The 24,330-nt window shown below is 42.4% G+C and carries 31 protein-coding genes; 5 read left to right on the top strand and 26 right to left on the bottom strand.

From position 1 onward, the window contains the following. Positions 1 to 11: 11 nt before the first annotated feature. Positions 12 to 287: a DUF5132 domain-containing protein gene (locus RMY00_RS19755; RefSeq protein ID WP_322649164.1), complete on the top strand. Its 276-nt coding sequence runs from the start codon at positions 12 to 14 to the stop codon at positions 285 to 287. A gap of 240 nt (positions 288 to 527) precedes the next feature. Here the strand turns inward: RMY00_RS19755 and RMY00_RS19750 are convergent, their stop codons facing one another. Beyond that, positions 528 to 716 (bottom strand): hypothetical protein, encoded by a 189-nt coding sequence (locus tag RMY00_RS19750; RefSeq protein WP_322649163.1) that lies wholly within the window; start codon positions 714 to 716, stop codon positions 528 to 530. A gap of 173 nt (positions 717 to 889) precedes the next feature. Here RMY00_RS19750 and RMY00_RS19745 point away from each other — a divergent pair, with 173 nt between their 5' ends. Then, entirely contained in the window at positions 890 to 1,165 is a 276-nt protein-coding gene (locus RMY00_RS19745; protein ID WP_322649162.1) for a UBP-type zinc finger domain-containing protein, read from the top strand. Positions 1,166 to 1,603: 438 nt separating this feature from the next. Here the strand turns inward: RMY00_RS19745 and RMY00_RS19740 are convergent, their stop codons facing one another. From RMY00_RS19740 to RMY00_RS19665, 16 genes are all read right to left on the bottom strand, one after another. Then, a complete protein-coding gene (locus RMY00_RS19740) occupies positions 1,604 to 1,858 on the bottom strand; it encodes a hypothetical protein (protein ID WP_322649161.1) in 255 nt (84 codons plus the stop codon). 119 nt (positions 1,859 to 1,977) lie between these two features. Next, complete coding sequence (locus tag RMY00_RS19735; RefSeq protein WP_322649160.1) at positions 1,978 to 2,475, bottom strand: GNAT family N-acetyltransferase; 498 nt, start codon at positions 2,473 to 2,475, stop codon at positions 1,978 to 1,980. 86 nt (positions 2,476 to 2,561) lie between these two features. Beyond that, positions 2,562 to 2,780: a hypothetical protein gene (locus tag RMY00_RS19730; protein ID WP_322649159.1), complete on the bottom strand. Its 219-nt coding sequence runs from the start codon at positions 2,778 to 2,780 to the stop codon at positions 2,562 to 2,564. A 53-nt stretch (positions 2,781 to 2,833) separates the two neighbouring features. Beyond that, positions 2,834 to 3,397, bottom strand: a complete 564-nt coding sequence (locus RMY00_RS19725) for an NUDIX hydrolase (RefSeq protein ID WP_322649158.1) — start codon at positions 3,395 to 3,397, stop codon at positions 2,834 to 2,836. A gap of 39 nt (positions 3,398 to 3,436) precedes the next feature. Further along, the gene (locus tag RMY00_RS19720) at positions 3,437 to 4,015 is read right to left on the bottom strand and encodes an O-methyltransferase (protein ID WP_322649157.1); all 579 of its coding nucleotides are present in this window, start codon (positions 4,013 to 4,015) and stop codon (positions 3,437 to 3,439) included. 2 nt (positions 4,016 to 4,017) lie between these two features. Then, positions 4,018 to 4,743: a hypothetical protein gene (locus tag RMY00_RS19715; RefSeq protein WP_322649156.1), complete on the bottom strand. Its 726-nt coding sequence runs from the start codon at positions 4,741 to 4,743 to the stop codon at positions 4,018 to 4,020. Positions 4,744 to 4,801: 58 nt separating this feature from the next. Next, the gene (gene hpxZ, locus RMY00_RS19710) at positions 4,802 to 5,188 is read right to left on the bottom strand and encodes an oxalurate catabolism protein HpxZ (protein ID WP_322649155.1); all 387 of its coding nucleotides are present in this window, start codon (positions 5,186 to 5,188) and stop codon (positions 4,802 to 4,804) included. A gap of 68 nt (positions 5,189 to 5,256) precedes the next feature. Next, the gene (locus RMY00_RS19705) at positions 5,257 to 6,510 is read right to left on the bottom strand and encodes an MFS transporter (protein WP_322649154.1); all 1,254 of its coding nucleotides are present in this window, start codon (positions 6,508 to 6,510) and stop codon (positions 5,257 to 5,259) included. Between the two features lie 27 nt (positions 6,511 to 6,537). Then, positions 6,538 to 7,314, bottom strand: coding sequence for a sulfite exporter TauE/SafE family protein (locus tag RMY00_RS19700; protein WP_322649153.1), 777 nt, complete (start codon positions 7,312 to 7,314; stop codon positions 6,538 to 6,540). Between the two features lie 152 nt (positions 7,315 to 7,466). Then, positions 7,467 to 7,994, bottom strand: a complete 528-nt coding sequence (locus RMY00_RS19695; RefSeq protein WP_322649152.1) for an HAD hydrolase-like protein — start codon at positions 7,992 to 7,994, stop codon at positions 7,467 to 7,469. 15 nt (positions 7,995 to 8,009) lie between these two features. Further along, on the bottom strand, positions 8,010 to 8,972 hold the full coding sequence (locus RMY00_RS19690) for a DMT family transporter (protein ID WP_322649151.1): 963 nt from the start codon (positions 8,970 to 8,972) through the stop codon (positions 8,010 to 8,012). Between the two features lie 123 nt (positions 8,973 to 9,095). Next, a complete protein-coding gene (locus tag RMY00_RS19685; protein WP_322649150.1) occupies positions 9,096 to 10,475 on the bottom strand; it encodes an LLM class flavin-dependent oxidoreductase in 1,380 nt (459 codons plus the stop codon). Positions 10,476 to 10,543: 68 nt separating this feature from the next. Then, a complete protein-coding gene (locus tag RMY00_RS19680) occupies positions 10,544 to 11,068 on the bottom strand; it encodes a glutathione S-transferase N-terminal domain-containing protein (RefSeq protein WP_322649149.1) in 525 nt (174 codons plus the stop codon). Between the two features lie 48 nt (positions 11,069 to 11,116). Further along, positions 11,117 to 11,917: an SDR family oxidoreductase gene (locus RMY00_RS19675; protein ID WP_322649148.1), complete on the bottom strand. Its 801-nt coding sequence runs from the start codon at positions 11,915 to 11,917 to the stop codon at positions 11,117 to 11,119. Positions 11,918 to 11,942: 25 nt separating this feature from the next. Beyond that, complete coding sequence (locus tag RMY00_RS19670) at positions 11,943 to 12,317, bottom strand: hypothetical protein (protein ID WP_322649147.1); 375 nt, start codon at positions 12,315 to 12,317, stop codon at positions 11,943 to 11,945. 100 nt (positions 12,318 to 12,417) lie between these two features. Then, entirely contained in the window at positions 12,418 to 13,365 is a 948-nt protein-coding gene (locus RMY00_RS19665; RefSeq protein WP_322649146.1) for a zinc-binding dehydrogenase, read from the bottom strand. A 368-nt stretch (positions 13,366 to 13,733) separates the two neighbouring features. Here RMY00_RS19665 and budA point away from each other — a divergent pair, with 368 nt between their 5' ends. Both budA and RMY00_RS19655 read left to right on the top strand, forming a co-directional pair. Further along, positions 13,734 to 14,531, top strand: a complete 798-nt coding sequence (gene budA / locus RMY00_RS19660) for an acetolactate decarboxylase (RefSeq protein ID WP_322649145.1) — start codon at positions 13,734 to 13,736, stop codon at positions 14,529 to 14,531. A gap of 23 nt (positions 14,532 to 14,554) precedes the next feature. Continuing rightward, positions 14,555 to 14,956, top strand: coding sequence for a VOC family protein (locus tag RMY00_RS19655; protein WP_322649144.1), 402 nt, complete (start codon positions 14,555 to 14,557; stop codon positions 14,954 to 14,956). 228 nt (positions 14,957 to 15,184) lie between these two features. On the opposite strand, the gene RMY00_RS19650 is transcribed toward RMY00_RS19655, so the two are convergent. From RMY00_RS19650 to RMY00_RS19625, 6 genes are all read right to left on the bottom strand, one after another. Beyond that, the gene (locus tag RMY00_RS19650; protein WP_322649143.1) at positions 15,185 to 16,498 is read right to left on the bottom strand and encodes a dihydroorotase; all 1,314 of its coding nucleotides are present in this window, start codon (positions 16,496 to 16,498) and stop codon (positions 15,185 to 15,187) included. A 179-nt stretch (positions 16,499 to 16,677) separates the two neighbouring features. Further along, positions 16,678 to 18,030 carry a histidine phosphatase family protein gene (locus RMY00_RS19645; protein ID WP_322649142.1) on the bottom strand — a complete coding sequence of 451 codons (1,353 nt, stop codon included), beginning with the start codon at positions 18,028 to 18,030 and terminating at the stop codon, positions 16,678 to 16,680. 559 nt (positions 18,031 to 18,589) lie between these two features. Next, positions 18,590 to 18,943 (bottom strand): hypothetical protein, encoded by a 354-nt coding sequence (locus tag RMY00_RS19640; RefSeq protein WP_322649141.1) that lies wholly within the window; start codon positions 18,941 to 18,943, stop codon positions 18,590 to 18,592. Between the two features lie 181 nt (positions 18,944 to 19,124). After that, positions 19,125 to 19,259, bottom strand: coding sequence for a hypothetical protein (locus RMY00_RS19635; protein WP_322649140.1), 135 nt, complete (start codon positions 19,257 to 19,259; stop codon positions 19,125 to 19,127). 8 nt (positions 19,260 to 19,267) lie between these two features. Continuing rightward, positions 19,268 to 19,702, bottom strand: coding sequence for a type II toxin-antitoxin system VapC family toxin (locus tag RMY00_RS19630; RefSeq protein WP_322649139.1), 435 nt, complete (start codon positions 19,700 to 19,702; stop codon positions 19,268 to 19,270). Continuing rightward, positions 19,702 to 20,067, bottom strand: a complete 366-nt coding sequence (locus RMY00_RS19625) for a hypothetical protein (RefSeq protein WP_322649138.1) — start codon at positions 20,065 to 20,067, stop codon at positions 19,702 to 19,704. The genes RMY00_RS19630 and RMY00_RS19625 overlap by 1 nt, the downstream gene beginning before the upstream one ends. Before the next feature lie 2 nt (positions 20,068 to 20,069). Between RMY00_RS19625 and RMY00_RS19620 the strand changes: the two genes are divergently transcribed. Continuing rightward, entirely contained in the window at positions 20,070 to 20,360 is a 291-nt protein-coding gene (locus tag RMY00_RS19620; protein ID WP_322649137.1) for a type II toxin-antitoxin system VapC family toxin, read from the top strand. A 94-nt stretch (positions 20,361 to 20,454) separates the two neighbouring features. On the opposite strand, the gene RMY00_RS19615 is transcribed toward RMY00_RS19620, so the two are convergent. From RMY00_RS19615 to RMY00_RS19605, 3 genes are all read right to left on the bottom strand, one after another. Further along, positions 20,455 to 23,031 carry a tetratricopeptide repeat protein gene (locus RMY00_RS19615; protein ID WP_322649136.1) on the bottom strand — a complete coding sequence of 859 codons (2,577 nt, stop codon included), beginning with the start codon at positions 23,029 to 23,031 and terminating at the stop codon, positions 20,455 to 20,457. A 179-nt stretch (positions 23,032 to 23,210) separates the two neighbouring features. Beyond that, on the bottom strand, positions 23,211 to 23,378 hold the full coding sequence (locus tag RMY00_RS19610; protein WP_322649135.1) for a hypothetical protein: 168 nt from the start codon (positions 23,376 to 23,378) through the stop codon (positions 23,211 to 23,213). 378 nt (positions 23,379 to 23,756) lie between these two features. Beyond that, a complete protein-coding gene (locus RMY00_RS19605) occupies positions 23,757 to 24,152 on the bottom strand; it encodes a hypothetical protein (RefSeq protein WP_322649134.1) in 396 nt (131 codons plus the stop codon). Positions 24,153 to 24,330 lie beyond the last annotated feature (178 nt).

Here is a 24,330-nt window from a genome sequence, read left to right as displayed (position 1 = left end):
AGGAAAAAACTATGTCAGTGAAACTTTTACCCGACCTTGGAGATTTAGTGGAAGGATTAGGAGTCACAGGTATTGTAGGGATAATTCTTTTACCAGTATTCTTGCCAGTAATCGGTGGTGCTGGTAGGCCAATAGCTAAAGCGCTTGTCAAAAGTGGAATCGCTTTTTATGACAGAAATAAAAAAGCTTTAGCCGAATTGAGCGAAACTTGGGACGATATTATCGCAGAGGCAAGGGCTGAGGTCGGTGAAGAACGGATGAAATCAGCTGAACCTATGGATACTTAGACTGAATGCTGGAAAAATAGTGGTAGTAGTCTCAATGTTTTTCCAAATTCGACTACTTCCACAGCTTAATGTAGAAAATCAAGATAGCGGTAATGATAGCTCCTGCGATCGCAGTTAAAATTATGCCAGTTCTCTACGATGGCTTCATGTTGCTAATGTTGTCACAATATTAAGAAAACATAATCTTAATCCCACTGAACATTTACTATATCTGTACCTGAAACCTTTACAAATTAGGACTTACACACGGGTAACGGAAAACGTAGACGCATTAACGAAGCGGTAGCGACAAAGGAGCGTCAGTGGCTTGCCGTAGACTACCACAGAGAAGCCAGTGCGTTGGGCGGTGCCGACTTGTACCCCTACGGGGAAGCAAGCTACGCTCTTAGCGTTCCCGCAGGGTAGCATCTGGCGCGGCACAGAGGTCACGGAGGAATCAGAGTTTTAGAGGGTTTTTGCGTAAGTCCTATAAATAATGAATTTGCCCTAATCAAGCGTACTATTTAGATATAAACTTTAATTCTTAAAATTCTTAACTGATAAAGTTAGCTGTGTTTCCCTGCACTAAATCTATACTCTAATTAACGTGTAATTCAAACCCTATGAGCTGCGAACATTTAGATAGTCTGACTGCGGAGACTCTGATTTCTAAAGCAAACTACCCAGTATTTCGTTGTGAAGAGTGTATCTTGATAAACAGTCGCTGGGTGCATCTCCGTATTTGTCAAAGTTGCGGCAAGATGTTGTGCTGTGATTCTTCTCCTCATCAACATGCCCGGCAGCATTATGAGGAAACTGGACATTCAGTAATTAGCTCGGCTGAGTTAGGAGAACAATGGTTATGGTGTTTTTTGGATGAACAGGCAAAAAACTATTAAAGTGAGGCGAACACAGGAGCAAAAGAGTGCAGGAAGCTTACAATAAAAAAGTAATCAATCGCTGTGTAGGCAGGAGAGCAGGAAGAGAAAGAAAATATATATTATTTGAGTAAATTGGATAATTTATTTTCTGGAAGTCCCTTAACTTTGAAACCTTCAACTCATACCATTTCACGAAAAATATGATATAGATGCAAACCTTGAAAGCATTGCTGTATCTAATTTTTTTAATTGCGTTAGCGTAGCGGTAGCGAGCCTGCGAGCGTCATTGCGAATTGCGAATTGCGAATTGCGAATTGTGAATTGGTATCATCCCACGGCTACGAAAACATTTGACATGCTCTTGCGATCGCGACACTCATAGACTCGTTAACGCTCCGCTATCGTTTTCATAAAAAGCCGTGAGAAAATCTAGTCATTAGCTATTAGTACCAGTGACTAATGACTAATGACTAAATCCAACGATTTTTGTTCAGTAACCTGCTCAATTATATTTGCTGCCTGTTTCACGCCGCCTGAAAGTTCAATTGACTGCTGAATTCTGCGGGCATTTTTTTTGTAAGAATTTTTCGTCAACACTCGCTTAATTGCCCTTCGCAAGCTGGAAATATTTAGTTTTTGTAGAGAAATCACTTCTCCTATTCCTGTGGAACTAATTCTTAAATAGTAAGCTAATCGGCATTTAAATTGCATAAAAGCAGGGCTGAAGCCCTGACTACAAGCGAATCATTCTGGAAAAATGAATGACGATTAGCTTATCAGGCTGTTGTCGCTGCGATCGCTTTAGGTACATCTTGCAAAAAGTTCAAATTTCAGCGATCCACAGCATAAATATAGTGCGGTATGTCGCGCCAGAGTGTTTTCTGAACAACCTTGAGTCCGTTCTTTTGGGCTACGCGCCGAGAGGGGATGTTTTCTGGGCGAATCAAGGAAATGACGCGAGCGCAACCCAGCACGTTAAAGGCGTAGTCTTGGCAAGCATACGCGGCTTCGGTGGCGTAACCCTGCATTTGTTGGTCGCGGCGGACATGATAACCAATTTCGAGTTCTCGAAGTCCCTCGACTTCTTGCCAAACCAGTCCGCAGTCGCCAATTACCTCGCCCGTTGCTTTAAGAACCATTGCCCATAAGCCCACGCCATGCTGTTCGTAGTTGCGGCGATGTCGGTCAATCCATTGTTCCACCATCTCGCGGTCAAAGGGCTTTGGGTAGTAGCGCATCGACTCTGCATCGCCGAGGACAAGCAGTAGCGCGTCGAGGTCAGAAAGCGTCATTTCCCGCAGGAATAGGCGTTGAGTTTCCAATATCATTAGTGAATCCTCGTTTAGCCATTGTCCAGTTTATCTTTGTCTGGTACATAGTAAGGACTTCAGTGCTTATAGGGCTTTTCAAGTAATTAAACTAGACTAGTTCCCGCCTGATTGTGGTCTAAATACCTGAAAATTGCTATGAGACTTCTACCAGTGCCGATACCTGTTTCATAGAATTTTGTTTCTGCTGTTGCTGAAACTAGATTCAGGATAAAATCTGTGATTTGCTCGGAAATCTCAGGCGGTAATCCTCGTGTTGCATCGTAGATATCAGAAACGCGATCAAATGAAATGGTTGCAGTCATTTGTCTCTTATCCTTTAGTGAAGTTATTGACAAAAGCAACTCTAGCCTGATGACTAAGAAAATTGCACTTTATCAAGTTTTTTTAGAGCCAAAAATAATGAACTAATATGTAATGTTTGCAGCAGTATACCTTCATCAATACCTCCAATGAGCTTTTTTAAAGGTAATAAAACTACATCAATTTGTTCGGTTATGTCTAACTTTAAATTAGCTACATATTCCACATCTTTTGCTAAAAAACAATGGGTTAAATTGGTATGAGTAGCTGGATTTGGTGATAATATACCAGTTTCAATAAAATGATTGCTAGTGTAACCAGTCTCTTCCAATAATTCGCGTTTTGCAGCTTCCACTGGTAAAATATCTTCAATCTCTACAGCACCACTGGGCAACTCTAAAATTGTTTTTTTGAGACCGTGGCGATATTGCTTTACTAAAATAACTTCCTGATTTTTGGTTAAAGCTACAACATTTACCCATGTTGGATATTCCAGAACATAATAGGGGTCAACTATTGTTCCATTAGGCATTTGGCAAGTATCAGACCTGACTGAAATCCATTTATCTTTTACTAAATGTCTAGATTTTAATACAATCCAATCAAATGAATTTTTCATATTTAAACCTCTATTTGTCTGCTTTTTACAGTAATTATTTCATTGAATGCATGTTGCTAGAATTACTGAATTTTTTGCCGTCACGCGAATTTCTGTGGCAACAATCTGAGGATCTTTGAGCCAAAATTCCCTAATTGGATCTGTGCGTCCGTACCATTCTGGAGGCCAGTATTCTTCGGGTGTGAGATCGTCTAGTAAGATGAAGCCTCCAGGTTTGAGTGCTGTGATTAATGTCTGAGGTTCTGTAAGTTTTGCCTTTCCGCCATCGGCAAATAACAAATCAAAGGGAGCGTAGGTGAGCAAGTCGCGCCAGTCGCCTTGAAGTGCGCGGACATTAGACTTATCAGCAAATAGCTGTTGCACAACTTTGGCACAATCGCGATCGCTTTCAATAGTAATGAATGTACTATTTGGCTGTAATGCACTCACAATCCACGCTGCACCAACTCCACACCCGCTACCAATCTTGCCAATTTGACCCTGTGTGATGTGGCTGGTGAGGACGTGCAATAGGCGACCAACTTCTGGGAGTGAGGATTGGGTAAACTCAAGTTGTGCAGCTAGAGATTCGGCCTGCTGCACTAATGATGGACTTGAGGCAATAGGATAAGTGGTCATATCTACTTCTTCACCAAAACTTCTCGCAACACAACTGCTAAATCCTGCAATGCACGTTCACCATCTCCCACAAACGTTGAACCATGCATTGTCGCCAGTGTACGCGGCTTGAGAGCTGCTAATTCTTGGAGAATGCGATCGCTATGTGTTGTATATGGTATGTAATTGGGAAAAGGACTGGCTTCATAATTGACGATTGTTTGACGGAACCGTTCAATCACATCAGACTCAGTTATTGCTTCCACATCTCCAAACTGGTGGAAAAGGTCTGAGCAAAATAAGGTTTTATGATTAGTTTCCAAGAATAATCCTGCATCCCAACCGTGAGGAACTTGTGGTGTATGGTGAAACTGAAAACTATATTTACCAGTATTTAAAACTTCAGCGTGTTGCATAATTTTGGATGGGCGAATTGCAAAATCATCTACACTCACAAAGGCTGCTATAGGGCTACAAACTGTCTGAGCATTTGGCGCAATGGACAGCCATTCATTTAGCGATCCACATTCATCAGCTTCAAAATGGCTAAAGCTAATCCAGCGAATTTGTGATGGATCAATAATCTTTGCCACTGCATCATGTACTAGTGAAAACATCCCCTTTAGACCCGTATGAAATAATAATGGTTCTTCATCCTTCACTAAAAACTGGATGAATTGCATATCTATTTTTGGGTCATAGGTTGAGATGCGATAGATATCTGGGGCAATTTCGGTAATGCTAGTCACGTCGCTTCGCTCCGAATTCAAAATTCAAAATTCAAAATTCAAAATTAATTTTTAAAATTCACACTGGCAATAATGAAACATGGGCTGAAACTACCTTCCAGCCTTCGATAAACCTGTACCAAGTCTGGCTTTGTCGCCCGAAACGCTCTACACCATTGATAATCCGGCGAAATTCTAATGTCACTGTTGCTGCATCTTTCCCAAAGGTGACAACCTTGAGATTCGAGATTTCTCGCTCTATTTTCGGGTTGGGTCGATTCTGACGAAAGTTACGAATTTCATCGCTACCATAGAGGTTTTCTGTGATTCCAAAGCGCACGACTTCAACCGCATCCCAAAACAAGCTATCCATCACCTCCAAATTGTTATTAGAAAGGGCTTCTTCGTATTTGAGGTACAAATCGGTTACTTCAGCTACAACAGCAGGGTCATTTATAGTAGTCATTGTTGTTACCAATTTTTGATGTTATGGCTGATTATGCACTCTTTTAAATCGTCAGAGCTATTTTTCTTTTAAGCTCCTTCAGTACGTAAATTCAGACGAACCAGATCGCGGAAGGTGGAGATTTGCTGCATAAAGAAAATTGAGCCTGCAATACAAATACTTGCACCAAGGATGACAGTATTGCTACTACCAATTTTGCTTGCTAGTGCGCCAGCTATTAAGTTGCCGATAGCAAATGCGCCTGTAGATGCCATAACGTAAAGACCTGTAATTTGCCCGCGATTTTCATCGCTCACCAACAACTGAAGCAAAGTGCGTCCGGCAATTATCTGCAAAATAAAGCTGAAACCAGCTGCTAATAATGAGAGCAGCGAAAGCCAGAATACACGGGATAGGGCAAAGATAATTAAGCTTATTCCCATAAAACCTATACCCAATGCTAGAACTTTACCCGATTCCAGTACATTGCTATGCTTAGTTAAATAAATACCACCTGCTAAGGTTCCCAAACTGGAAGCTGTCATCAAGAAGCCGAAGGTGTTAGGGCCACCTTGCAAAATCTCCTTGGCAAAAATCGGCCCCAAAGCTAAATAAAATCCCCACACGCAGCAGACTAAAGCCGAACCAATCAAAACTGAGCGAATTGGCAAAAACCCGAAAGCGTAGTTAAAACTAGTTTTCAATTCTTCTAAGGGTTTCCGTGTGGAAATAACGACTTTTTTGGGGGCAAGGTGCATTGCTAGGAGGGCAATAATTACGGCAATGTAACTGATAGTATCAATTAGGAAACAAGCGCCTGAACCAATGGCCGCAATTAACAAGCCTGCGATCGCAGGCCCAACCATAAGTGAAACGCTGACAAGGGAGGAGTACAAGGCGGTCGCATTGCCGAGATTTTCCTTACTGACCGTTTCTGGTAAAAATGCCTGCCGGGTGGGAATATCGAAGGCGTTGATTATCCCTTGCAGTACACCAAGAAATCCAATCTGCCAGACGTTAATAGTACCGCTCAAGGCCAGCCAAGTCAGAGCCAAAGACTGAAGCATCCCCAGAATCTGGGCAACAAGCAGAATGCGGTGGCGGTTCGTGCGATCGGCAATGATTCCACCCAGAGGAATCAATAGAAGTGTGGGAATTTGGCTAACAAAACCCACTAAACCTAGTAACCAAGCAGAATCAGTGAGGCGATACACCAGCCAACTTGTAGCCACTTGAGTCATGGACGTACCAATCAAAGAAATTGCCTGACCTATGTAGTACAGGCGAAAATTTCTGGAACTAAAAGCACGGAGCATGACTTGTGATTTTTTTGATGCTTCCATATATCACTCCTGAGTAGTTCCCAGTTATTAACCGTGAATAAAAAAGTAGGCAGTCATGCTGAAGGCAACAATCATCACGAATTTCCGAATTAAGTGCGGTTCAAGTTGACGAGCATAATGGGCACTTAAGTAACCACCAAGAGAGCCACCGACAGCCATCAAAATAGCTTGATGCCAAGCAATTACACCTGCAAAAATAAATGGAATAATAGCAATACCATTGATACAACTCCCTAAAAATGTCTTGAAAGCATTCATTTTGTGAATACTTTTTATACCTAAAAATGTCAGAGTTGCCAGCATTAAAATCCCTAAACCTGCGCCAAAGAAACCGCCATAGATTGCGATCGCAAGTTGAGCCAGTACCAAATTAAACAAGGGTACAGATTCCGGTGATGTATTCTGGTTTTGACGCTGCAACCACTTTTTGAACGGTTCGCCAAAGGTAAATACCAGGGTTGCTAGCAGTAACAGATAGGGAATCAGCTTTTTAAAGACATCTGGCGATGTATACAACAAAGCGATGGAGCCAATCATGCCACCAAATAAACTGACGCCACATAAAAGTAAAAAATCTCGCCGCTCAATGCCCAAATCTTGACGATATGCTCCAGCACTGGCTAGGGAAGCCACCCAAATTGCAGTATTGTTGGTGGCGTTAGCTGCGATCGGGGGTACACCCGTAAAAATAAGAGTTGGAAAGGTGATAAAACTTCCACCACCCGCTACAGCATTTAAGCCGCCTGCAATGAAAGCGGTACTAAACAATAGCAAGCTATGGAAAAGTGTTAAAGATGGTGGCATTATTTAGGAATTATTAATTTGGGAATATCACTTGGAGAATGGGCAATCAAATCAGCACCATGAGCTTTTAATTCCTCCTCAGTTCCATAACCATAGGTAACACCAATTGAAGCGATGTAATTGTGCTTGGCTCCAATAATGTCATGGGAGCGTTATACCAGTTCTGTATGAAGATGCGCTTTAAGTACAAGGAAGAAAAACGAACCACAAAGGACGCATAGACACGAAGTGGCTTCCCGCAGGGTAGGACACAAAGAAAGAAAGAATTTAAGAGGGTTTGGTGCAGCCTCACAAAGAAATGGTATTAATCTAAAATGTTCAATGATTTGCGTAGCATAAATATATGGCTTAGAAGTAGCAACAAAAGTTTTATAATCACCAAAATGAATGGCTTTTAGGACTTCTGAAATTTGAGGATAAAGGGAGTTTTCAAATAATCCAATTGTGGCAAAGCGACGACGATAAAGTAAAATAGCTTGTTCAATTACTTTGCTATCCAAGGTATTGAGTAATTGCGAAAAGCTATCTTTCAGTGGTGGGCCAATACACCAATGTAATTCATCGGCATCAGGCGGTTTGTAACCGAGTTCAGAGAGTGCATACTGAATGCAACCAGTGATGCCAGGTTTAGGATCTGTCAAAGTCCCGTCGAGATCGAAAAGGATAACGGAGAAAAGCATATCTTAATTCCCAATTCAACCCCTAATTTTGAGCGATTTCACAAAGCCTTCTGCACTAAGTAACGCGATCCCCAATGTAACAACACCAATCCCTATACTCTGAATCACGTTTAAAGTTTCGTTAATGGTTATCCATGCCACTAACGCCGTCAATGCTGGACTGCTAGAGCCGATTATGGAAGCGGTAGATGCGCCAACCATCTGAATCCCCACATTGTTTAAAGTGTGTCCGAGAAAGCTGACAAGACCCGAAAATATGCTACCAATCCATAAAGGTGTCCAGTCAAGTTGAGCGCTTTGACCTGGCCAGAATACTAAGCTAATACCAGAGAGCAGTAGAGTGCAGGCAAAACTGATCCAGGTAAAGGGAATTGGATGAAATTTTTCTAAACATTTTTGAGCAATGATGCAATAAAAGGCGTAAACAATCCCAGCGCCAAAACTAGCGAAAATGCCGATCGCAATAGTATGACTGCTGTAGGTGGCAGAAGATTGGGGAATAGTGAGAGCGCTTCCCACCAAAATAATAGCCATTACCAGCCAACGGAACAATGTGGGGCGATCGCCAAAAAACCTCCAAGATAGCAGTGCTGTAAATACGGGATAAGTAAAGAAGAGGGTCAAGGCAATGCCTGTGGGAATCAAGCCAATAGCAATGTAGAGTGAGGCAATATATACAAACATCAGCGCTCCACAGCCAAGAGCTTGGATTAGAACATCTCTGCGCTTGCGGGTGAACAAGTCTTGAAATTCTGTCCAAGCAGATGGATACAGCTTAAATGACAGAGATGCCATAAGTGGAACTACCAGCAGCATTCGCATGAACATCAGCAAGAAGGAATTCTGCAAATCCGGTTTAACGTATCCACCGAGTAAAAATAAACCTAGTACGAGATGTTCTGAAAACAAAACTCGGACAGTAACGTTGTGAAACGTCAAAACAAAGGAGGATAGAAGAACCGTCAGGATGCCCAGCACGATAAAAAGTTTCCTTAGAGACGACTCGATTGTATTGTTAAAATCACTGGAATAACAAACCAGATGAAGTTTGAGGAAATCAAAGCCGTCGCTTCAAAAACGCTGCCAGTTGTTCAACCAAGACTATGCAAAGGAACCAACGCTCACAGGTTCAGGAGCAGTCTTTGTAATGAACTGGTTCACGGGACGGGGCAAACCAAGATTTTCGCGTAAAGTACTACCTTCATATTCAGTACGAAATATTCCTCGGCGTTGCAGTTCGGGAATTACCAAGTCCACGAATTCCTCTAAACCTCCAGGTAGCCAGGGCGGCATAATGTTAAATCCATCAGCCCCACCATTGACGAACCAATCTTCTAACTGATCGGCAATGTGTTCTGGTGTTCCGAGAATCGTTCGATGTCCCCGCGCTCCTGCAATCCACAAATACAGTTGTCGGATTGTTAAATTCTCTCTGCGGGCAAGATCGGTGATCAGCTGCAAGCGGCTTTTGCCGCCGTTGGTATCTGGCAGATCCGGCAGAGGCCCATCTAGGGGATATTTGGACAAATCATGGCCACCCACTAGCCCAGAAAGCAGCCCTAATCCAACCAAGGGATGAATCAACTCCTGAAGTTGCTCATATTTATCCTTAGCTTCCTGCTCAGTTTTACCAATTACCGGGAATACCCCTGGCATAATTTTGAGATGGTCAGGGGAACGTCCGTATTTAGACAATCTCCCCTTGACGCTGCTGTAGAAAGCTTGAGCTTCTGCCAATGTCTGTTGTGCAGTGAAAATCGCCTCTGCTGTTTGGGCAGCTAAATCCTGTCCAGCCTCGGAAGATCCAGCTTGTACGATTACTGGATATCCCTGTGGTGGACGCGCCACATTGAGCGGGCCACGCACCGAGAAATATTTACCCTTGTGGTGGGGAACATGCAACTTTTCTGCATCAAAGTAAATACCTGACTCCTTATCGTGGAGAAAAGCATCGTCTTCCCAACTGTCCCAAAGTTTAGTAACAACATCCACAAATTCCCTCGCCCGTTCATAGCGCAGTGAGTGTTCTAGGTGCTTTTCTTGGCTGAAATTCTGCGCTGCGGCTTCAGCAGCAGAGGTTACAAGATTCCATCCGGCACGACCACCGCTTAGATAATCCAGTGATGCAAACTTGCGGGCGAGATGAAACGGCTCATCATAAGTCGTTGATGATGTCGCCACCAACCCGATATTTTCTGTCACCGCAGACAGAGCCAACAATAAAGTTAAAGGTTCAAAATGGACGCTGAATTGTCCCGAACGGCTAAAAGCCTCAGCCCCTTGTCCTCTATCCCAGACAGCCAAACCATCAGCGAGGAAAAGCATATCAAATTTACCCCGTTCAGCCGTTTGTGCCAGATGCTTATAATGTAGGAAGTTCAGACCTCCATCAGCCGGGGTGTTGGGATGTCGCCATGCTGCAACGTGATGTCCACTACCGGGTAAAAATGCTCCGAGTTTAAGTTGTTTTTTTGTACTCATATTTGTATTTGCGAGGGCGTACTTATGCTTTTTTCGTTCTCTTGTTTGGAATAAGAAAATGTTAGTTATTAGGACTCTAGTCTTGTTGCTTGGATGGAAGGCCGTTTAGAGAATTCATCGTACCAATGGGCAAGTTTTGGATATTTCTGCCGCCATTGCAGATCGGGAAGGCGGATTTCTAGTCCAAGTGCAGAGGCGAGAGTTATATGAGCAAGTTTGGGAGTTTGGTCGAGTTTATCTGATATCTTCTCGAAGTAGTCCAAAATTCTTAATGCTCGCTCACGCTCAAACTCGATTACCCCAGGAGACTGCTCGTTGAAAGGACGCCTTAACTGCCGTACCCAGACAGCAATACCATCTATAAACCCACCAGTTATACCTTCAAGTTCCTGTAAAAAGCCATTAGAAATGTCAGCAATTAGTTTGATTTTAGGATTTAAGTGATTTAGATAAACGCAAATTATACGTGTTTCACTCAAAATAAATCCGTCATCAGTCGCTAGGGTTGGTACTTTACCTGTAGGGTTGTAATTTAGTAGGTCGCTGTTGGGATCTCGTGCAACTGCTATTTCTGCCTTTCTAATTTTCACCATTGTCTTAACTCTGACATTCTTAACTCTGACATTGGTAAAAATCGCTCTTTAAACACCAGGAGTAGAGCCGCCATCAACGATAATCTCTGTTCCTGTAATCGATGCAGCAAGATCGGATACCAAAAATAGGGCCAGCGCGGCAATTTCTTCTGGCTGGGCAATTCTTTTTAAAGGAATACTTTGGATGTTTTGCGCCTTTACTTGCTCGACGGTGATCCCTTGCGCTTGGGCGTTCTGCCGCGCTAAAGTCTCGGCACGCTCAGTAGCTGTAGCACCGGGCGATATGGCATTAATGCGAATCTTGTACTCGGCTAACTCTTTAGAAATGCCCTTTGTGAAATTCAGCAAAGCAGCATTGCTTGTACCACCAGCTAAAAAGTTAGGGCGAGGTGTGCGTCCTGCACCACCGACTATATTGACAATCCGCCCATCACCGCGACTTTTTTGATGTGGGACGACAGCTCTAACTAAGCGAATATAGCCCAATAATTTTAAGTTCCAAGCATCCAAAAATAAATCATCAGTGGATTCCAGGAAAGATCCAGCACGGGCTGAACCTGCATTGTTAATCAAAATATCAATCTGATTAAATTGGGCTAATGTTGTAGAGACAACTTTCTCAACATCCTCTGCTTTAGTTAAATCGGCGCTGATGGCAATAACTTTAGCGCCTGGCGTGGGTAAGGACTGGATGTCTGCTACAGCCTGATCTAAGCGTTCTTGATTGCGGGCTGCGATCGCAACATTCACACCTTCACTATAAAGTGCTTTGGCAGTGGCTAAACCAATTCCTGCACTTCCTCCTGTGACGATCGCTGTTTTACCTGATAATTTTAGTTCTAAACTCATACAATCTTACGCTCAAAAATGTAATTTACTTGCGAAGCAATAATATTGCCGATTGAGAGCCTGTATTGTGGATATCCAAGATGACTCGACTCTCTTCAGATGTACAACCCAGAAGTATCTTGATTTCTGTATCTCGCTTTTCCAGATCAACACCACAAATGACGGCAGTTACTGTTTGACTAGACAAACTACCTATCCAAACATCAATATCATTTCCATCTCCAGAGCGAGTGTCTTGCAAATATCCATAGTCAAGTGGATAAACTAAGGATGGATAACGTGGATGTGATGTCCCTTTTGGGCGTTCTATCTTGAGATTGCTAGCGGCTACAAGCTGATCTAGTTTGAACCAGAAGTCAGCATAATTCGTAATTGTTAATTCGTAATTCGTAATTATCACCCCACATATAAATCTGCTTGATTGCAACAAAGAAGAACATTAGTGTTTCTCCATAAATGAGTACATGAAAGAGAATTAATTACGAACTACGAATTACGAATTATTTTGAAATATGCAATACAGCTTTGCCAGGAAAACGCCTGTCGAGTAATTGTTGGGCTACATCAGCTATTTGTGTCCAAGAAGCTTCTAAATCAATGTGAGGACGCAACTGACCTGCTTCTACTAAACTTAAAAGCCGTTTTAGACCAACTGATGCTGATTCAAATCTCAATTCATCAAACAGACGTAAACCATACAGACTCACGCCACCAGTCCCGAAAAATTGGGCAGCGTTGAATGTCACTTCTGCTCCCCCAGATACTCCATACAGCACAGTTTTTCCATCCTGTGCCAATAAGCCAAGGGCTACCCCCAAAGTCTTGCCACCTACTGACTCTACAATTAGATGATAAGGGCCATACTCGCTGGCGGGTGAGAGGTCTTCGCCAATCACCACCGATTGTGCGCCTGCCTCTCTAACTAGAGTTTCATAACTACCTTGACGAATGTATGCGACAACGTGCGCCCCTGACAGCCGCGCTAATTGGATCGCAAAGTAACCGACACCTCCTGATGCACCTGTAACCAAAACTGGGCGACCTAACAACGAACCACCTTTTAGCAGAGCATGATACGCGGTTAAACCTGCTACAGGCAGTGTGGCAGCTTGAGCAAAAGATACCGATGGCGGCACTTCTGCTAAGGCGTTGGTGGGAACAGACACAAGTTCTGCCCAAGCGCCAGCGCGGCGCAAGCCAACGACACGCGTCCCTTGGGGAGGGCCCGACCCATCAGCAGCAGAGGTTTCCACTACACCTGCCAAGTCCCAACCAGGCTGCCAACCAGCCTCAGCAGAAGTTGAACGTTTCACCTCTCCCCGATTGAGGGAAATCGCCGCCACTCTGACTAGTGCCTCATCTGGGGCAGGCTTCGGTGCAGTCACTTCACTCAGTGCCAAACGTCCAACCACATTCGGATCAACAATCACAGCACGGATTTTACTCATAGAGAATGCCCTGGCTTAGAGATGAATTTCTAGAGCGGTGGTTCACGATGTACTGCCTACAAGAATAAAATCGATAGATTTAGCTAGTCCTTCTTAACCCAAATCTCTACAACTAGGTTAATGATATTTAATAAACTACGGTAATTTGATGGGTTTATAGTATTTTTAGGACGTAGAAAGAAAAGTATCACAAGATAGACAAAAGAATCAAGCACCCAGCAAAAAGATTTGTTTCATCCATGCTTGCATTTATTGCTACGTTGTAAGCTAGTCGCTGTCTATCTCCTACTTTATGATAAGCCGCCTTGCAGGCATCTAGGGATATTACTACGTACTAGGGGAGTATTTAAAAACAATAATTGTATCTTATGAAAATCAAGCGTTATTTATGGATCGCTATTTTAACCATAACTGCATTATTAGGTATCATTCTTCCAGGGAACACTCAGCAATATACCTCATCAAAGACTCTGTTTCAAACATCTACATTTACTGCTTTGTCAATAGGTCTTTATGAGGGAAATACTAATTTTAAGCAGTTGAAAAAATACGGTAATTTTGGTTTGGGGACAGTAAATTATCTTGATGGAGAAATGATTGGATTAGATGGCAAATTTTACCAAATAAAAGCTGATGGAGTTGCCTCTGTGATTCCTGATTCGATGACAAGCCCTTTTGCTACAGTCACTTTTTTTAAACCACAAATATTAATTAATCTAGAAGGGCAGATTAATTATCAACAATTGCAGCAATTATTAGATCAGCGTTTACCAACTAAAAATTATCCTTATGCTATTCGTCTTCATGGTGATTTTCCTTATCTAAAATTTAGAAGTATTCCCAAACAAACCCCACCCTATCGTCTTTTAACAGAGGTGGTTAAAGAACAATCATCAATTTTTGAGTTAAGGAATGTCAATGGTACTTTAGTAGGTTTTCGGACACCCAAATATATGCAAGGAGTAAATGTTAATGGCTATCACTTTCATTTCATAACTGAAAATCGGAAAACTGGAGGACATATTTTAGATGGACAATTTCAAAATGTTAAAGTAGAACTTGATACTTTATCAAACGTTGAGATAAATTTGCCCAAAACTGCTGAATTTGACCAAGCTGATTTGGGAGATGGCAAACCTGCTGAAGCCAACAGAGTTAAACGGTAACTAAAGATTTTTGGATTAAACCTATGTCACTACCAGAGACTATTGCACAAGAAAAAGATATGCGTCCCCCGGTGGCGATTGGGCATGTGAGATTATATGTAAGTAATGTACCAGAGGCTAGGGATTTTTTCGTTAGAATAGGGCTGCGCCCGATCGCTCAATCAGAACAATTAGCTGTTTTAGAGTTACGGGGAGGAACGCATTTAGTTTTGAGAACAAGTTCAGAGACGATCGCGCCTGGAATTAATGCGCCTTTTGATCTGATGGTAGACGATGTTTTTGCCACAAGAGATACTTTTAAGAAGTGGGGGCTGACTGTTTCTGAGATTGAAACAGGCAGAATCCACAGCTCATTTTTTTTGACTGGGCCCGACGGCTATCTACTAACGTTAACTTCTTCACATACAGGCGGTAGAGAAGTTTAACAAAAAAGAAGAAAGGTATCAGCCGTCAGAATGGGGCATGAATTGGAGTTCGACTGAGGTGTAGGTGCGTAATCAATAGCGATCGCCAAACTTTTCGGTCTACTGAAAATGTCATAGCTGTCAGAGTGTAGCAAAAGCCTTGGTGGTTAGGACATCAACAGATGATAAAACTTAGACACAAAAAAACTTTTCACCTAGTCCCCAGTCGCTTGCTATATTTTCCATTTTTCAACACCAGGTTTGCACAACATGACCCTTGATTTGTTGTCCTAGCCAAGGTGTATTTTGTGAAAGTGTATAAAGACTTTTTCGTTCGACTTTCCAAATTTGCTGGGGATCAAATAAAGTAAGTTCTGCTGGTTGATGAGGTAGAATCGCACTGACTTTTTGCCCCAAACACTCTGCTGGACTAGTACTCAATGCTCGCCATAATTCTAAAGCTGTAAATTCCTCGGTTTCAACAAGATATTGCCACAGTAAAGGTAAGGCTAACTCTAAACCAATTGCTCCTGGGGGTGCTTCAGCAAAGGCTTGGACTTTTTCTTCGTAGCTGTAGGGTGTGTGATCAATAGCGATCGCATCTATCACACCTGCACGCACCCCTGCACGTAACGCCGCGACATCACTAGAATTTCCTAACGGCGGGTCTAAATGCAAGCTAGTGTTATAACTCTTAATCGCTTTTGTATCAAGTAAAAGATGCATCCAGGTGGTGCTAGCGGTGATGGGTAAACCAGCAGCCTTAGCTGAAGCGATGAGTTCCACGCTGCGAGATGTAGAAACGCGCATGATATGGACTGGTGTACCGATAGCTGCAACCAATTCTAATAAAGCTGCGATCGCACTAGTTTCGGCGCTGGCGGGTATTGGGGGTAAACCGAAACGCAGAGCATCTACCCCTTCTCTCATTACACCATTTGCTGATAACTGGCGATCGCTAGGCCAAAATGCTACTGGTTTACCCAACGGCTGGACATACTCTAACACTCGCCGCACCAGCGCCAAATTCTCCAAAGGCTCACCATCGCTAAAACCAACAACTCCAGCAGATGCTAAATCTGCCAATTCCGTCATTTGCTTCCCAGCAACATCTAGGGTGATAGCACCCCAGATATGAAGTAGGGGGAGAGGAGAAGACAAGGGAGAAAAATTATCCCCTTGTCCCCCTGTCCCCTTGTCCCCTTGTCCCCTTGTCTCCCCTCTCTTCTTCTGCAACTGTGCCACAAGTGCAGGGTTATCAATAGCTGGGGATGTATTGGGTAAAATGCTAATTCTAGTAAAGCCGCCAGCAGTAGCAGATTGTAAGAGAGACAACAGGGTTTCTCGTTCTTCAAACCCTGGTTCACCGGAATGGCTGTATAAATCTACTAACCCCGGCCCGATAACTAATCCCCGACAATCTCTGATTGAAGCATCGGGGCTGATGTCAGTAATGTGCGAAGCCACTTCTTGAATATAACCATCAGCAATCAGCACATCAAAAAGTTCATCGATTTTAGAAACTGGGTCAATTACTCGTACTTTTTGCAGTAGTTCAGTCATAAAAGTTTTTAGTTATAAGTTAGGGGTTAGGAATTATGAGTTATTTGTTCCTCAGTCATTGCTTCTAACCTTAATTCCTCACTTCTAATTCCTTACTTCTAACTTTATTCCTCAGACACGATTAATCAATCGTGTCTCTCTTGTGCAGACGCGATTAATCGCGTCTCTTTGTCTCTTTATCACAACGCCCCTGCTGCTGTTTTATCTAGTACGCCTCCACCGAAGTGAGCGGTGATGTTCATCGCTTGCAATACTGGTATACTATCGATTCCACAAGGATAGTCGATAACGCTAACTGCACCATTACCCTGACGGAAATTCCAAAAATTTTCTAGCGATAAACCTAGAACGTGACAAAGTAAGGTTTTATTAGTTGCATCATGAGCTACTACTAATACAGTTTTAAATTGATTAGTTGATGCAGTTTCTACAATTGATTGCCAAGCTGCAACGCTACGTTCCCACACCTCTTGCAAATTTTCTCCCTCAGGCATTTGCACTTGGGCTGGCACTAACCGCCAGCGCTGCAACTCTCCGGGAAATTCTTGTTCTATTTCGGTTTCAAATTTTCCTTCCCAGAGTCCGTGGCTGATTTCTCTTAAACCATCTTGCAAATCTAACTTTACATTAGGATGTTGTTTTAGGATGATCTCTGCTGTCTCTTTAGGGCGCAGCATTGGGCTACTGACAGCATAATCAATCGCTACGTCTTGGAGAAATTCGCTTGCTTTTTGCGACTGTTGTCTACCGTTGTCGTTGAGGGGGACATCAATTTGCCCTTGAAACCTGGTTTGGCGATTCCAGTCAGTTTCACCGTGACGCACTAATAATAACCGTATTCCTTGATGATCCGGTCGCAATGAGGGTAGACTTTCCCCAGTGTGTTGCGTCTGATTTAAGGATTCTAGCTGAACTGGTTCCCCCAATCCTCCAGCAAAATTTAGTACGCTGATGCCACAGTTAGATTGCTGTATTGAATGGTAGCGACTTGCAGGGATTCCTAAAGCTGTGCTAATTAGGGCGCGATTAATGCCGTTATGTCCCACTATGAGAATAGTTTCGCCTTGATGTTGAGACAAAGTTTCTTGCCAAAAGTGCCGCGCTTGTTCGTATAAAGCAAGAACAGGAAAATGTTCTCTTGTCCCTTGTGCATCATTTAGCAGCATTCGCAGTTCGTTGGGGCGTTGATGCCAAGTGCGGTAGTCTTCGGCAAATTTCTGCTTAACTTCAGCAGTTAGCAGTCCTTCCCATAAAGGTAAGTCAATTTCTAGCAGCAAATCAGAAACTTGGATTACAGCAGACTGTTCAGGATGAGTAGCTAACTCACTATGGATAATATCTGCTGTGTGTTTGGCTCGTTGCAGGGGACTGCTGTAAATTGCATTAAATAAAATATTGCTGAGGGCTTTGCCAACAATACTGGCATCGTTACCACCTTTCTCGGTTAATGTTGACGCATCAGTGCGTCCCTGAATACGCCGCTCGGTGTTATAACCGCTTTGACCGTGGCGCACAATGATGACACGAGTCATCTAAAAGCCCTCCTCTTATCTAGACGATTAATTTTACTGCAAAATGATTGCACATTTAGCAACTCAGGAAGGCTGATTTAGTTAGATAAGAAACTTTATGCTTGTGGAGGACGTATTACGAGCAGCTAAAATTGCTGCTGTATTAATAATATTTCCTAACAAAACTATTTTGATTCAAGCAGGAATATTTGGTCTGATACTATTGACAAAAATTTTGCAACAGATGAATAGTAGGGGACTTTAACGTAAAAGTTGTGTCCTGCAAGGCATTGAAATTCCTTGCTAATAGCTAAAGTCATCTGAAGATGACTAAATATAGTTAAAACTCTTTATACCAATTCTTTATGAAGATGCATAGAATTAAAAACGAACCGCCAAGAACGCCAAGAGCGCCAAGAAGAGAGGGTTAATCATTTTGTGCAGCTTCACATGAAATTGATATTAGTCTACTTCAGTATGACTTTAGCTGTTAGCCTGGAACTTTAGGGGACTTCAAAAAATCAATTATCTAATTTTTGGAATTAAAGCGATTTTTCCTCTCCCTGTTCCCTGCTCCAAATTATTCTCTTCCTATATCTAACTGTACTTGCAATCCATCATTGTCACTCCCAGACTGAGCTGGTGCTAATAAAACAGAGGTGTCTGGCTGTGATAATGATTCGTTAAAGTTGATTTTGACTGGAGTTTTATTGTCTCTTCTATTATTGTTGGAAAGGCTTGCTGGATTAGTTTGCTCAAAAAAGCTTTTAAAGTCTTCTTGAGCTGTTCTTTGATCAATTCCAACGAGAGAATTACCAGTTGATCTGTGTTGTTGTAGATTTGAACTTGATGTTGGTGATTGTGCGTATACTTGGCTTCCTAAGCTTGCAAAGGCTGCCGTAATCCCCAAGAAAGCAATAATTTTGGTGTTCATCTGTTTTATCCAAATTATCTTTAATATTGCTTGTGTTTATTCTCTGGGCAAATTATTTTGATTAACGCCATCGTTAGGCTCTACAACAATAATTTTATTGCGTATCTACTTAGAACGTCAATGATTCCGGCTCTATCTAAAGATACTTATATTGTTATCTTATTGCTTAGATTTGTACAAGTTAGACAGTAGGGTTATCTGGTTCAGTTTTCACGCGATCGCAGTTAAGTTCCTTGAAATATGCCAGGATGAAATCAGGGATATTCTCAGGTAAATTAAGCGATCGCCTGAGTTTAACGACAAGCCAAAGAAGCATCTACGTATCTACTCAGGGACTTGCACAATGTGAGCGATGGCATTTTCCAAACGAGTAAAGTGATTTGGATTGAGGGTCAACAGAGCATCTACTTCTGCTTTTAAAGCAGCTTGAGCAATTAAAGCATCAAAAATACCGCCACCTGGAAGATTTAAGGCTGCCATTTGAGCGATTGCAGCTTGATAATCATTGAAAAGCAGTGGAACTCCCTCTAAATACTGAGACATATCTACAATAATCATCTCAGCTTGTTGGGGACTAATACGCGGTTGAATGGGTAAGCGTGTGATGACAGAATATGTTTCAGCTAAACTGTGAGTTGAGATAAACCCTTGAGTTTGCCTAGATTTTGCAGCTTTAATCTTGGAGAAGCAAACAGAATGTTGTGGGTGATTGACAATGAATGCAGGAACTAAGACAGAAGTATCAAACAAGACTTTCATTAAGTTGTTTGATCCTGAATGCGTTCTTCTCTCAACTCATCTATAAAAACATTAATATCAAAGGTTTCTGGTAATTCTGCCTCTACAACTAAAATCCCTTCTTTTCGGTAAATGTTTGCTTGGTTAAGGGGCAGTATATTGGTTATTTCAGAGTTTTGTTGAGTATGTTCTTCAGTGACTTGCTGACTCAGTGTGTCAATTTTTTCTGCAATAGCTTGCAAAACAAACTGCTCAGTCGAAATTCCCTGACTGTTCGCCCATTTTTCAATCTTTTGTTGGAGTTGGGGAGGAAAGTTCATAGACGTAAATACAATTAACACTCCAATTGTAAAAGGCGATCGACTACGACAGTCACGCTTACGCATTTATGTTGATGAGAGAAAAGCAATTGCTCCACCAAGGTAATCAGACAAAGACTAAATTGGGTAAACTAACTTTACCTGAATCTGTAAAAGAATATATTCCAAACCGACTAGCAGTGAACCGCTTTGAGAGTCTAGATATTCAAATGACACACACTCTACAGATTGCGACTTTGCCAAACATTCACCGAGATCCGTTTGACCGGATTCTGATTGCCCAAAGTCAAGTAGAGAATTTGCCAATTGTAACCATAGGCCAGAAAATTGCACAGTATTCTGTTGAGACTATCTGGTAATTAAAGCTTAGAAATAACGATCACACCTTGGTTGATGAGAGAATAGCGATCGCTCACAACTACTAGATTGCAAATATCGCCTGGACTCGCTCTTTTAATTACGAATTAATTTTTTAATAAATCGCCACAGCAGAGAAAACGGTAAAATTAATATCGCCTTTAACGTTTGCACAAACTGACCTAACCGACCTTTCCGGATAGTACGGGGAGTAGACTGGCGTTGCAAGATTGCTAGATTTTCTCGAATTGTCGCTGTAGTGGGATGATTAACGCCTAAAATGCGATCACACATTGCCAGGGCTTGGGCGTAGAAGGGTTTGGCTTCGCTGTATCGCCCTTGGCTATGGTAGAGTAAAGCTAAATTGTTCAAGCTAGTAGCTACATTGGGATGGTCTCTATCAAACAGGCGTTTTGTCATTGCCAAGGCTTGGCTGTAGAGGGGTTCGGCTTCGTTATACCGCCCTTGGTTTTCGTAGATTACTGCTAGATTGTTCAAACCAGTAGCCACATTGAGATGATCGCCATTTAACAGGCGCTTTGTCATTGCCAGAGCATCGCTGAAGAGTGGTTCAGCTTCGTTGTACCGCCCTTGGCTTTTGTAGAGAAAAGCTAAATTATTTAAACTAGTAGCCACATTAGGATGGTCGCCAACAAACAGGCGCTTTGTCATTTCCAGGGCATCGCTGAAGAGTGGTTCAGCTTCGTTGTACTGCCCTTGACTTTCGTAGAACGCTGCTAAATTGTTCAGGCTAGAAGCTACATCCGGATGGTCACCATCAAACAGGCGCTTTCTCATTGCCAAAGCATTGGTGTAGAGGGATTTGGCTTCATTGTACCGCCCTTGGCTATGGTAGAGTAAAGCTAAATTGTTCAAGCTACCAGCCACATCCGGATGGTCAACATCAAACAAGCGCTTTCTCATCGCCAGGGCATTGCTGCAAAGGAGTTCAGCTTCGCTGTATCGCCCTTGGCTATGGTAAAGTCCTGCTAAATTGTTCAAGCTACCAGCCACATCTGGATGATCGCTATTAAACAAGCGCTTTGTCATTGCCAGGGCATCGCTGAAGAGGGGTTCGGCTTCGCTGTACCGCCCTTGGTTATTGTAGAGTCCTGCTAAATTGTTTAAACTAGTAGCTACATTAGGATGGTCGCCAACAAACAGGCGCTTTCTCATTGCCAGGGCATCGCTGAAGAAGGGTTCGGCTTCGCTGTACCGCCCTTGGCTATTGTAGAGTCCTGCTAAATTGTTTAAACTAGTAGCCACATTAGGATGGTCGCCAACAAACAGGCGCTTTGTCATTTCCAGGGCATCGTTGAAGAGGGGTTCGGCTTTGCTGTATCGCCCTTGGCTATTGTAGAGTTTCGCTAAATTGTTTAAGCTTTGTGCAACATCGGGATGGTCACTATCAAACAAGCACTTTCTCATTGTTAAGGCTTGGCTGTAGAGGGGTTCGGCTTCGTTGTACCGCCCTTGGCTTTCGTAGAGTGCTGCTAAATTGTTCAAGCTAGTAGCCACATTGGGATGGTCGGTTGCGAACAATTCTTGGCAGACATTTAAACATTCTTTACGCCAAGGTTCTGCTAAATTATATAATCCTTGTCCCTCGTAAAATCTTCCTATCCCCACAAATATCCAGATTACTTTATCGTTAGGGACTGATGCTGAAGAAATTATTTGTTTCTCTTTTGCTTCTTTTATCTCTGCAATTAAATGTTTTCCCAGGTCTTCAAGATGGGAAACCATATCTCTGATGCTTTCAATTTGCTCAGAAGTTGGTGAATCGGAAAGTATTTGAGCAAGAGCTATCATGGCAGTGACGAAAGTTGTTTCTAAAACTGATTTGGTTTCGCCAGAGTTTCCTAACTCCTCTTGCAAAAACCACCGCACTAAGGCATGAATTTTATAATATCCTTCTCTTTCTTCTATCAATTGCAACAAGTTGCGCCCGTAAAGTTGATTTTTAGCTGCGTTTAATTCATCTTCAGACCAAGTTAGCTGTCTTTGTTCTTGATTTTCTGCTTTTCCTCCACCTGTCGCCACCCAAATAACTAAATCCCAAAGAATTTGTACAGGAGAAAATAAACTCAAAAATTTTCCTAGTTGTTGCGCTAGTGGGTCGAGTTCTGACCAATTTAAGTCAAAAGCGGCTTTGACTCCCAGTTGAGTGGAGTTGAGAGTTTCTCGGTCTTGTAAAGCTGCTTCTGCTAATTTACGTTCTTGCAATCGCCCAAACATCATATCTAAGGATATTTCCAGGTCGCGTACTAAATAACCTCCAACTAACTCTATTCCCAAGGGCAAATATTCCAGACATTCACATATATTTGTTGCAGTTTGTAGTTGATTTTCAACTCGCTTATCTTTTTTCCCCAACAATAGTTTTAACAATTCTAATGCTTTGCCTGGTTCTTTTTGAGGCGAGAGAATATCTAAGGGAATCTCTTGAATAAAATTCGGGTCTAAATGCCGCAGTCGAGTAGTAATTAAAACTTGGAAGCGGTTATCATCGGGAACGACTTGGCGGAGGTTATCTAAATTAGTTACGTCATCGAAGACGATTAAAATTGGCAACTCAGAGTTAGGATATTTAGACCAACACCAAGCGACTTGTTCTTTAAGGCTTAAAAATCTTCCTCCTAATTCTTGGGGAATCTCCAAACCGAATCGCAACCGGAAAAACTCTAAAACTTGGGCGGCGAGATTGGTTTCCCTATCGTTAAACCAGGCAATTCCGCCATAATCTTCTTGATATCGTCTGGCGTATTGGGTAGCTTATTCAGTTTTGCCCACGCCACCCATTCCGGCTATTGCTACATAATTTCCGTGCTGCAAGTCTTCATGCAACATTGTCAGTTCTGTTTCTCGCCGACAAAATGGAGGGAACCGCGATAAGGAATAGATTTTGTGGGAGTTAGCTGTTTTTGCCCCTCAATAATTTGAGTGCCAATATTAACTTGAGAACCAGGGGCGGCGAAAGCGCCAATTTTTTCGGCAAACTTCCCAGAGTCTTCAGGCATACATAGTTAAATTTTGCTGTTCACAACAACTGAAAGACCTCTCTCTTTTTCGACTACCGTGTATACACAAGTCTGAAGTCGTTGATAAATATCGGTTTTACCCCACCCTAACCCTCCCCGATGCATTGGGGAGGGAACTAGATTTTCCGCTTTCCACGATAAATATTGGTTTTACTCCACCCTAACTCTCCCCTTGCAAAGGGAGGGAACTAAATTTTCCGGTTTCCCCCCAATGCATCGGGGGGATTAAGGGGAGTAATTCGACTTGTGTATACACACACGGTAGCTCCGTTTCGGAGAGAGGCTTTGAATCTTGCTCCCCTTCTCTTGTAGGGAAGCGGCTAGGGGTTAAGTAACACGATAACTTTTGTTAATAATTTAAAAAGACATATTTTCAATATTTCCTGTTCCACCTGGCATAACTACTTGACCAATTTTATCTGCTAATTTTTCCAGGTTAGGCATAGCCAGAATTTCAGCCAATTTAGGATTTGGTTCTGCTTTAGCTGCTGCGGCCAATTCCTGCATAGCTTGAGCCACTTCAGGATTAGCTTTAGCAGCTGATTGCACCTCTAGTACAGCTTTACCATAATCGAGTGGTTGCTCTGGTGCTTTCTCTATAGCCAGTACAGTCTGGGGAGACTGTCTTTTAAGGGTGACAAGAAACTTGCCAATCTTATCCACTAAAGTTTCTGTTACCTTTTCAGTTGTTTTTTCTAAGGCTTTGGTGGCTATTATAGTACCAACAGCGATCGCCGCAGTTTCAAGTATCATATCCTATCTTGACTAGGTGTATCCTATCTACTTCTTAACACACCGCTTTTGTTCTAAAATTTCGCAACAAACTTAAAAAATTTAGACTTAGCTGGGTTTTCATCAACAAAGACATCTTTTTCGTTAACAAGAACATCTTTTTCGTTAATAAAGACATCTTTTTCATTAACAAGAACAT

Origin of the sequence: Nostoc sp. ChiVER01, assembly GCF_034531155.1 — a bacterium.
Taxonomy (GTDB): domain Bacteria; phylum Cyanobacteriota; class Cyanobacteriia; order Cyanobacteriales; family Nostocaceae; genus Nostoc.
Note: the sequence above shows the minus strand (reverse complement) of the source record. Positions and strands in the feature narration are given on the sequence as shown.

Coding starts and splice junctions, on each gene's coding strand:
- RMY00_RS19685 (WP_322649150.1), bottom strand. CDS start 10,475: ATGAGTACAAAAAAACAACTTAAACTCGGAGCATTTTTACCCGGTAGT.
- RMY00_RS19720 (WP_322649157.1), bottom strand. CDS start 4,015: ATGACCACTTATCCTATTGCCTCAAGTCCATCATTAGTGCAGCAGGCC.
- RMY00_RS19725 (WP_322649158.1), bottom strand. CDS start 3,397: ATGAAAAATTCATTTGATTGGATTGTATTAAAATCTAGACATTTAGTA.
- RMY00_RS19705 (WP_322649154.1), bottom strand. CDS start 6,510: ATGGAAGCATCAAAAAAATCACAAGTCATGCTCCGTGCTTTTAGTTCC.
- RMY00_RS19655 (WP_322649144.1), top strand. CDS start 14,555: ATGTCACTACCAGAGACTATTGCACAAGAAAAAGATATGCGTCCCCCG.
- RMY00_RS19675 (WP_322649148.1), bottom strand. CDS start 11,917: ATGAGTTTAGAACTAAAATTATCAGGTAAAACAGCGATCGTCACAGGA.
- RMY00_RS19740 (WP_322649161.1), bottom strand. CDS start 1,858: ATGCAATTTAAATGCCGATTAGCTTACTATTTAAGAATTAGTTCCACA.
- RMY00_RS19665 (WP_322649146.1), bottom strand. CDS start 13,365: ATGAGTAAAATCCGTGCTGTGATTGTTGATCCGAATGTGGTTGGACGT.
- RMY00_RS19680 (WP_322649149.1), bottom strand. CDS start 11,068: ATGGTGAAAATTAGAAAGGCAGAAATAGCAGTTGCACGAGATCCCAAC.
- RMY00_RS19755 (WP_322649164.1), top strand. CDS start 12: ATGTCAGTGAAACTTTTACCCGACCTTGGAGATTTAGTGGAAGGATTA.
- RMY00_RS19745 (WP_322649162.1), top strand. CDS start 890: ATGAGCTGCGAACATTTAGATAGTCTGACTGCGGAGACTCTGATTTCT.
- RMY00_RS19625 (WP_322649138.1), bottom strand. CDS start 20,067: ATGCGTAAGCGTGACTGTCGTAGTCGATCGCCTTTTACAATTGGAGTG.
- RMY00_RS19620 (WP_322649137.1), top strand. CDS start 20,070: ATGTTGATGAGAGAAAAGCAATTGCTCCACCAAGGTAATCAGACAAAG.
- RMY00_RS19640 (WP_322649141.1), bottom strand. CDS start 18,943: ATGAACACCAAAATTATTGCTTTCTTGGGGATTACGGCAGCCTTTGCA.
- RMY00_RS19610 (WP_322649135.1), bottom strand. CDS start 23,378: ATGCCTGAAGACTCTGGGAAGTTTGCCGAAAAAATTGGCGCTTTCGCC.
- RMY00_RS19695 (WP_322649152.1), bottom strand. CDS start 7,994: ATGCTTTTCTCCGTTATCCTTTTCGATCTCGACGGGACTTTGACAGAT.
- RMY00_RS19645 (WP_322649142.1), bottom strand. CDS start 18,030: ATGACTCGTGTCATCATTGTGCGCCACGGTCAAAGCGGTTATAACACC.
- RMY00_RS19730 (WP_322649159.1), bottom strand. CDS start 2,780: ATGACTGCAACCATTTCATTTGATCGCGTTTCTGATATCTACGATGCA.
- budA (WP_322649145.1), top strand. CDS start 13,734: ATGAAAATCAAGCGTTATTTATGGATCGCTATTTTAACCATAACTGCA.
- RMY00_RS19650 (WP_322649143.1), bottom strand. CDS start 16,498: ATGACTGAACTACTGCAAAAAGTACGAGTAATTGACCCAGTTTCTAAA.
- RMY00_RS19635 (WP_322649140.1), bottom strand. CDS start 19,259: ATGCTTCTTTGGCTTGTCGTTAAACTCAGGCGATCGCTTAATTTACCT.
- RMY00_RS19630 (WP_322649139.1), bottom strand. CDS start 19,702: ATGAAAGTCTTGTTTGATACTTCTGTCTTAGTTCCTGCATTCATTGTC.
- hpxZ (WP_322649155.1), bottom strand. CDS start 5,188: ATGACTACTATAAATGACCCTGCTGTTGTAGCTGAAGTAACCGATTTG.
- RMY00_RS19700 (WP_322649153.1), bottom strand. CDS start 7,314: ATGCCACCATCTTTAACACTTTTCCATAGCTTGCTATTGTTTAGTACC.
- RMY00_RS19605 (WP_322649134.1), bottom strand. CDS start 24,152: ATGATACTTGAAACTGCGGCGATCGCTGTTGGTACTATAATAGCCACC.
- RMY00_RS19735 (WP_322649160.1), bottom strand. CDS start 2,475: ATGATATTGGAAACTCAACGCCTATTCCTGCGGGAAATGACGCTTTCT.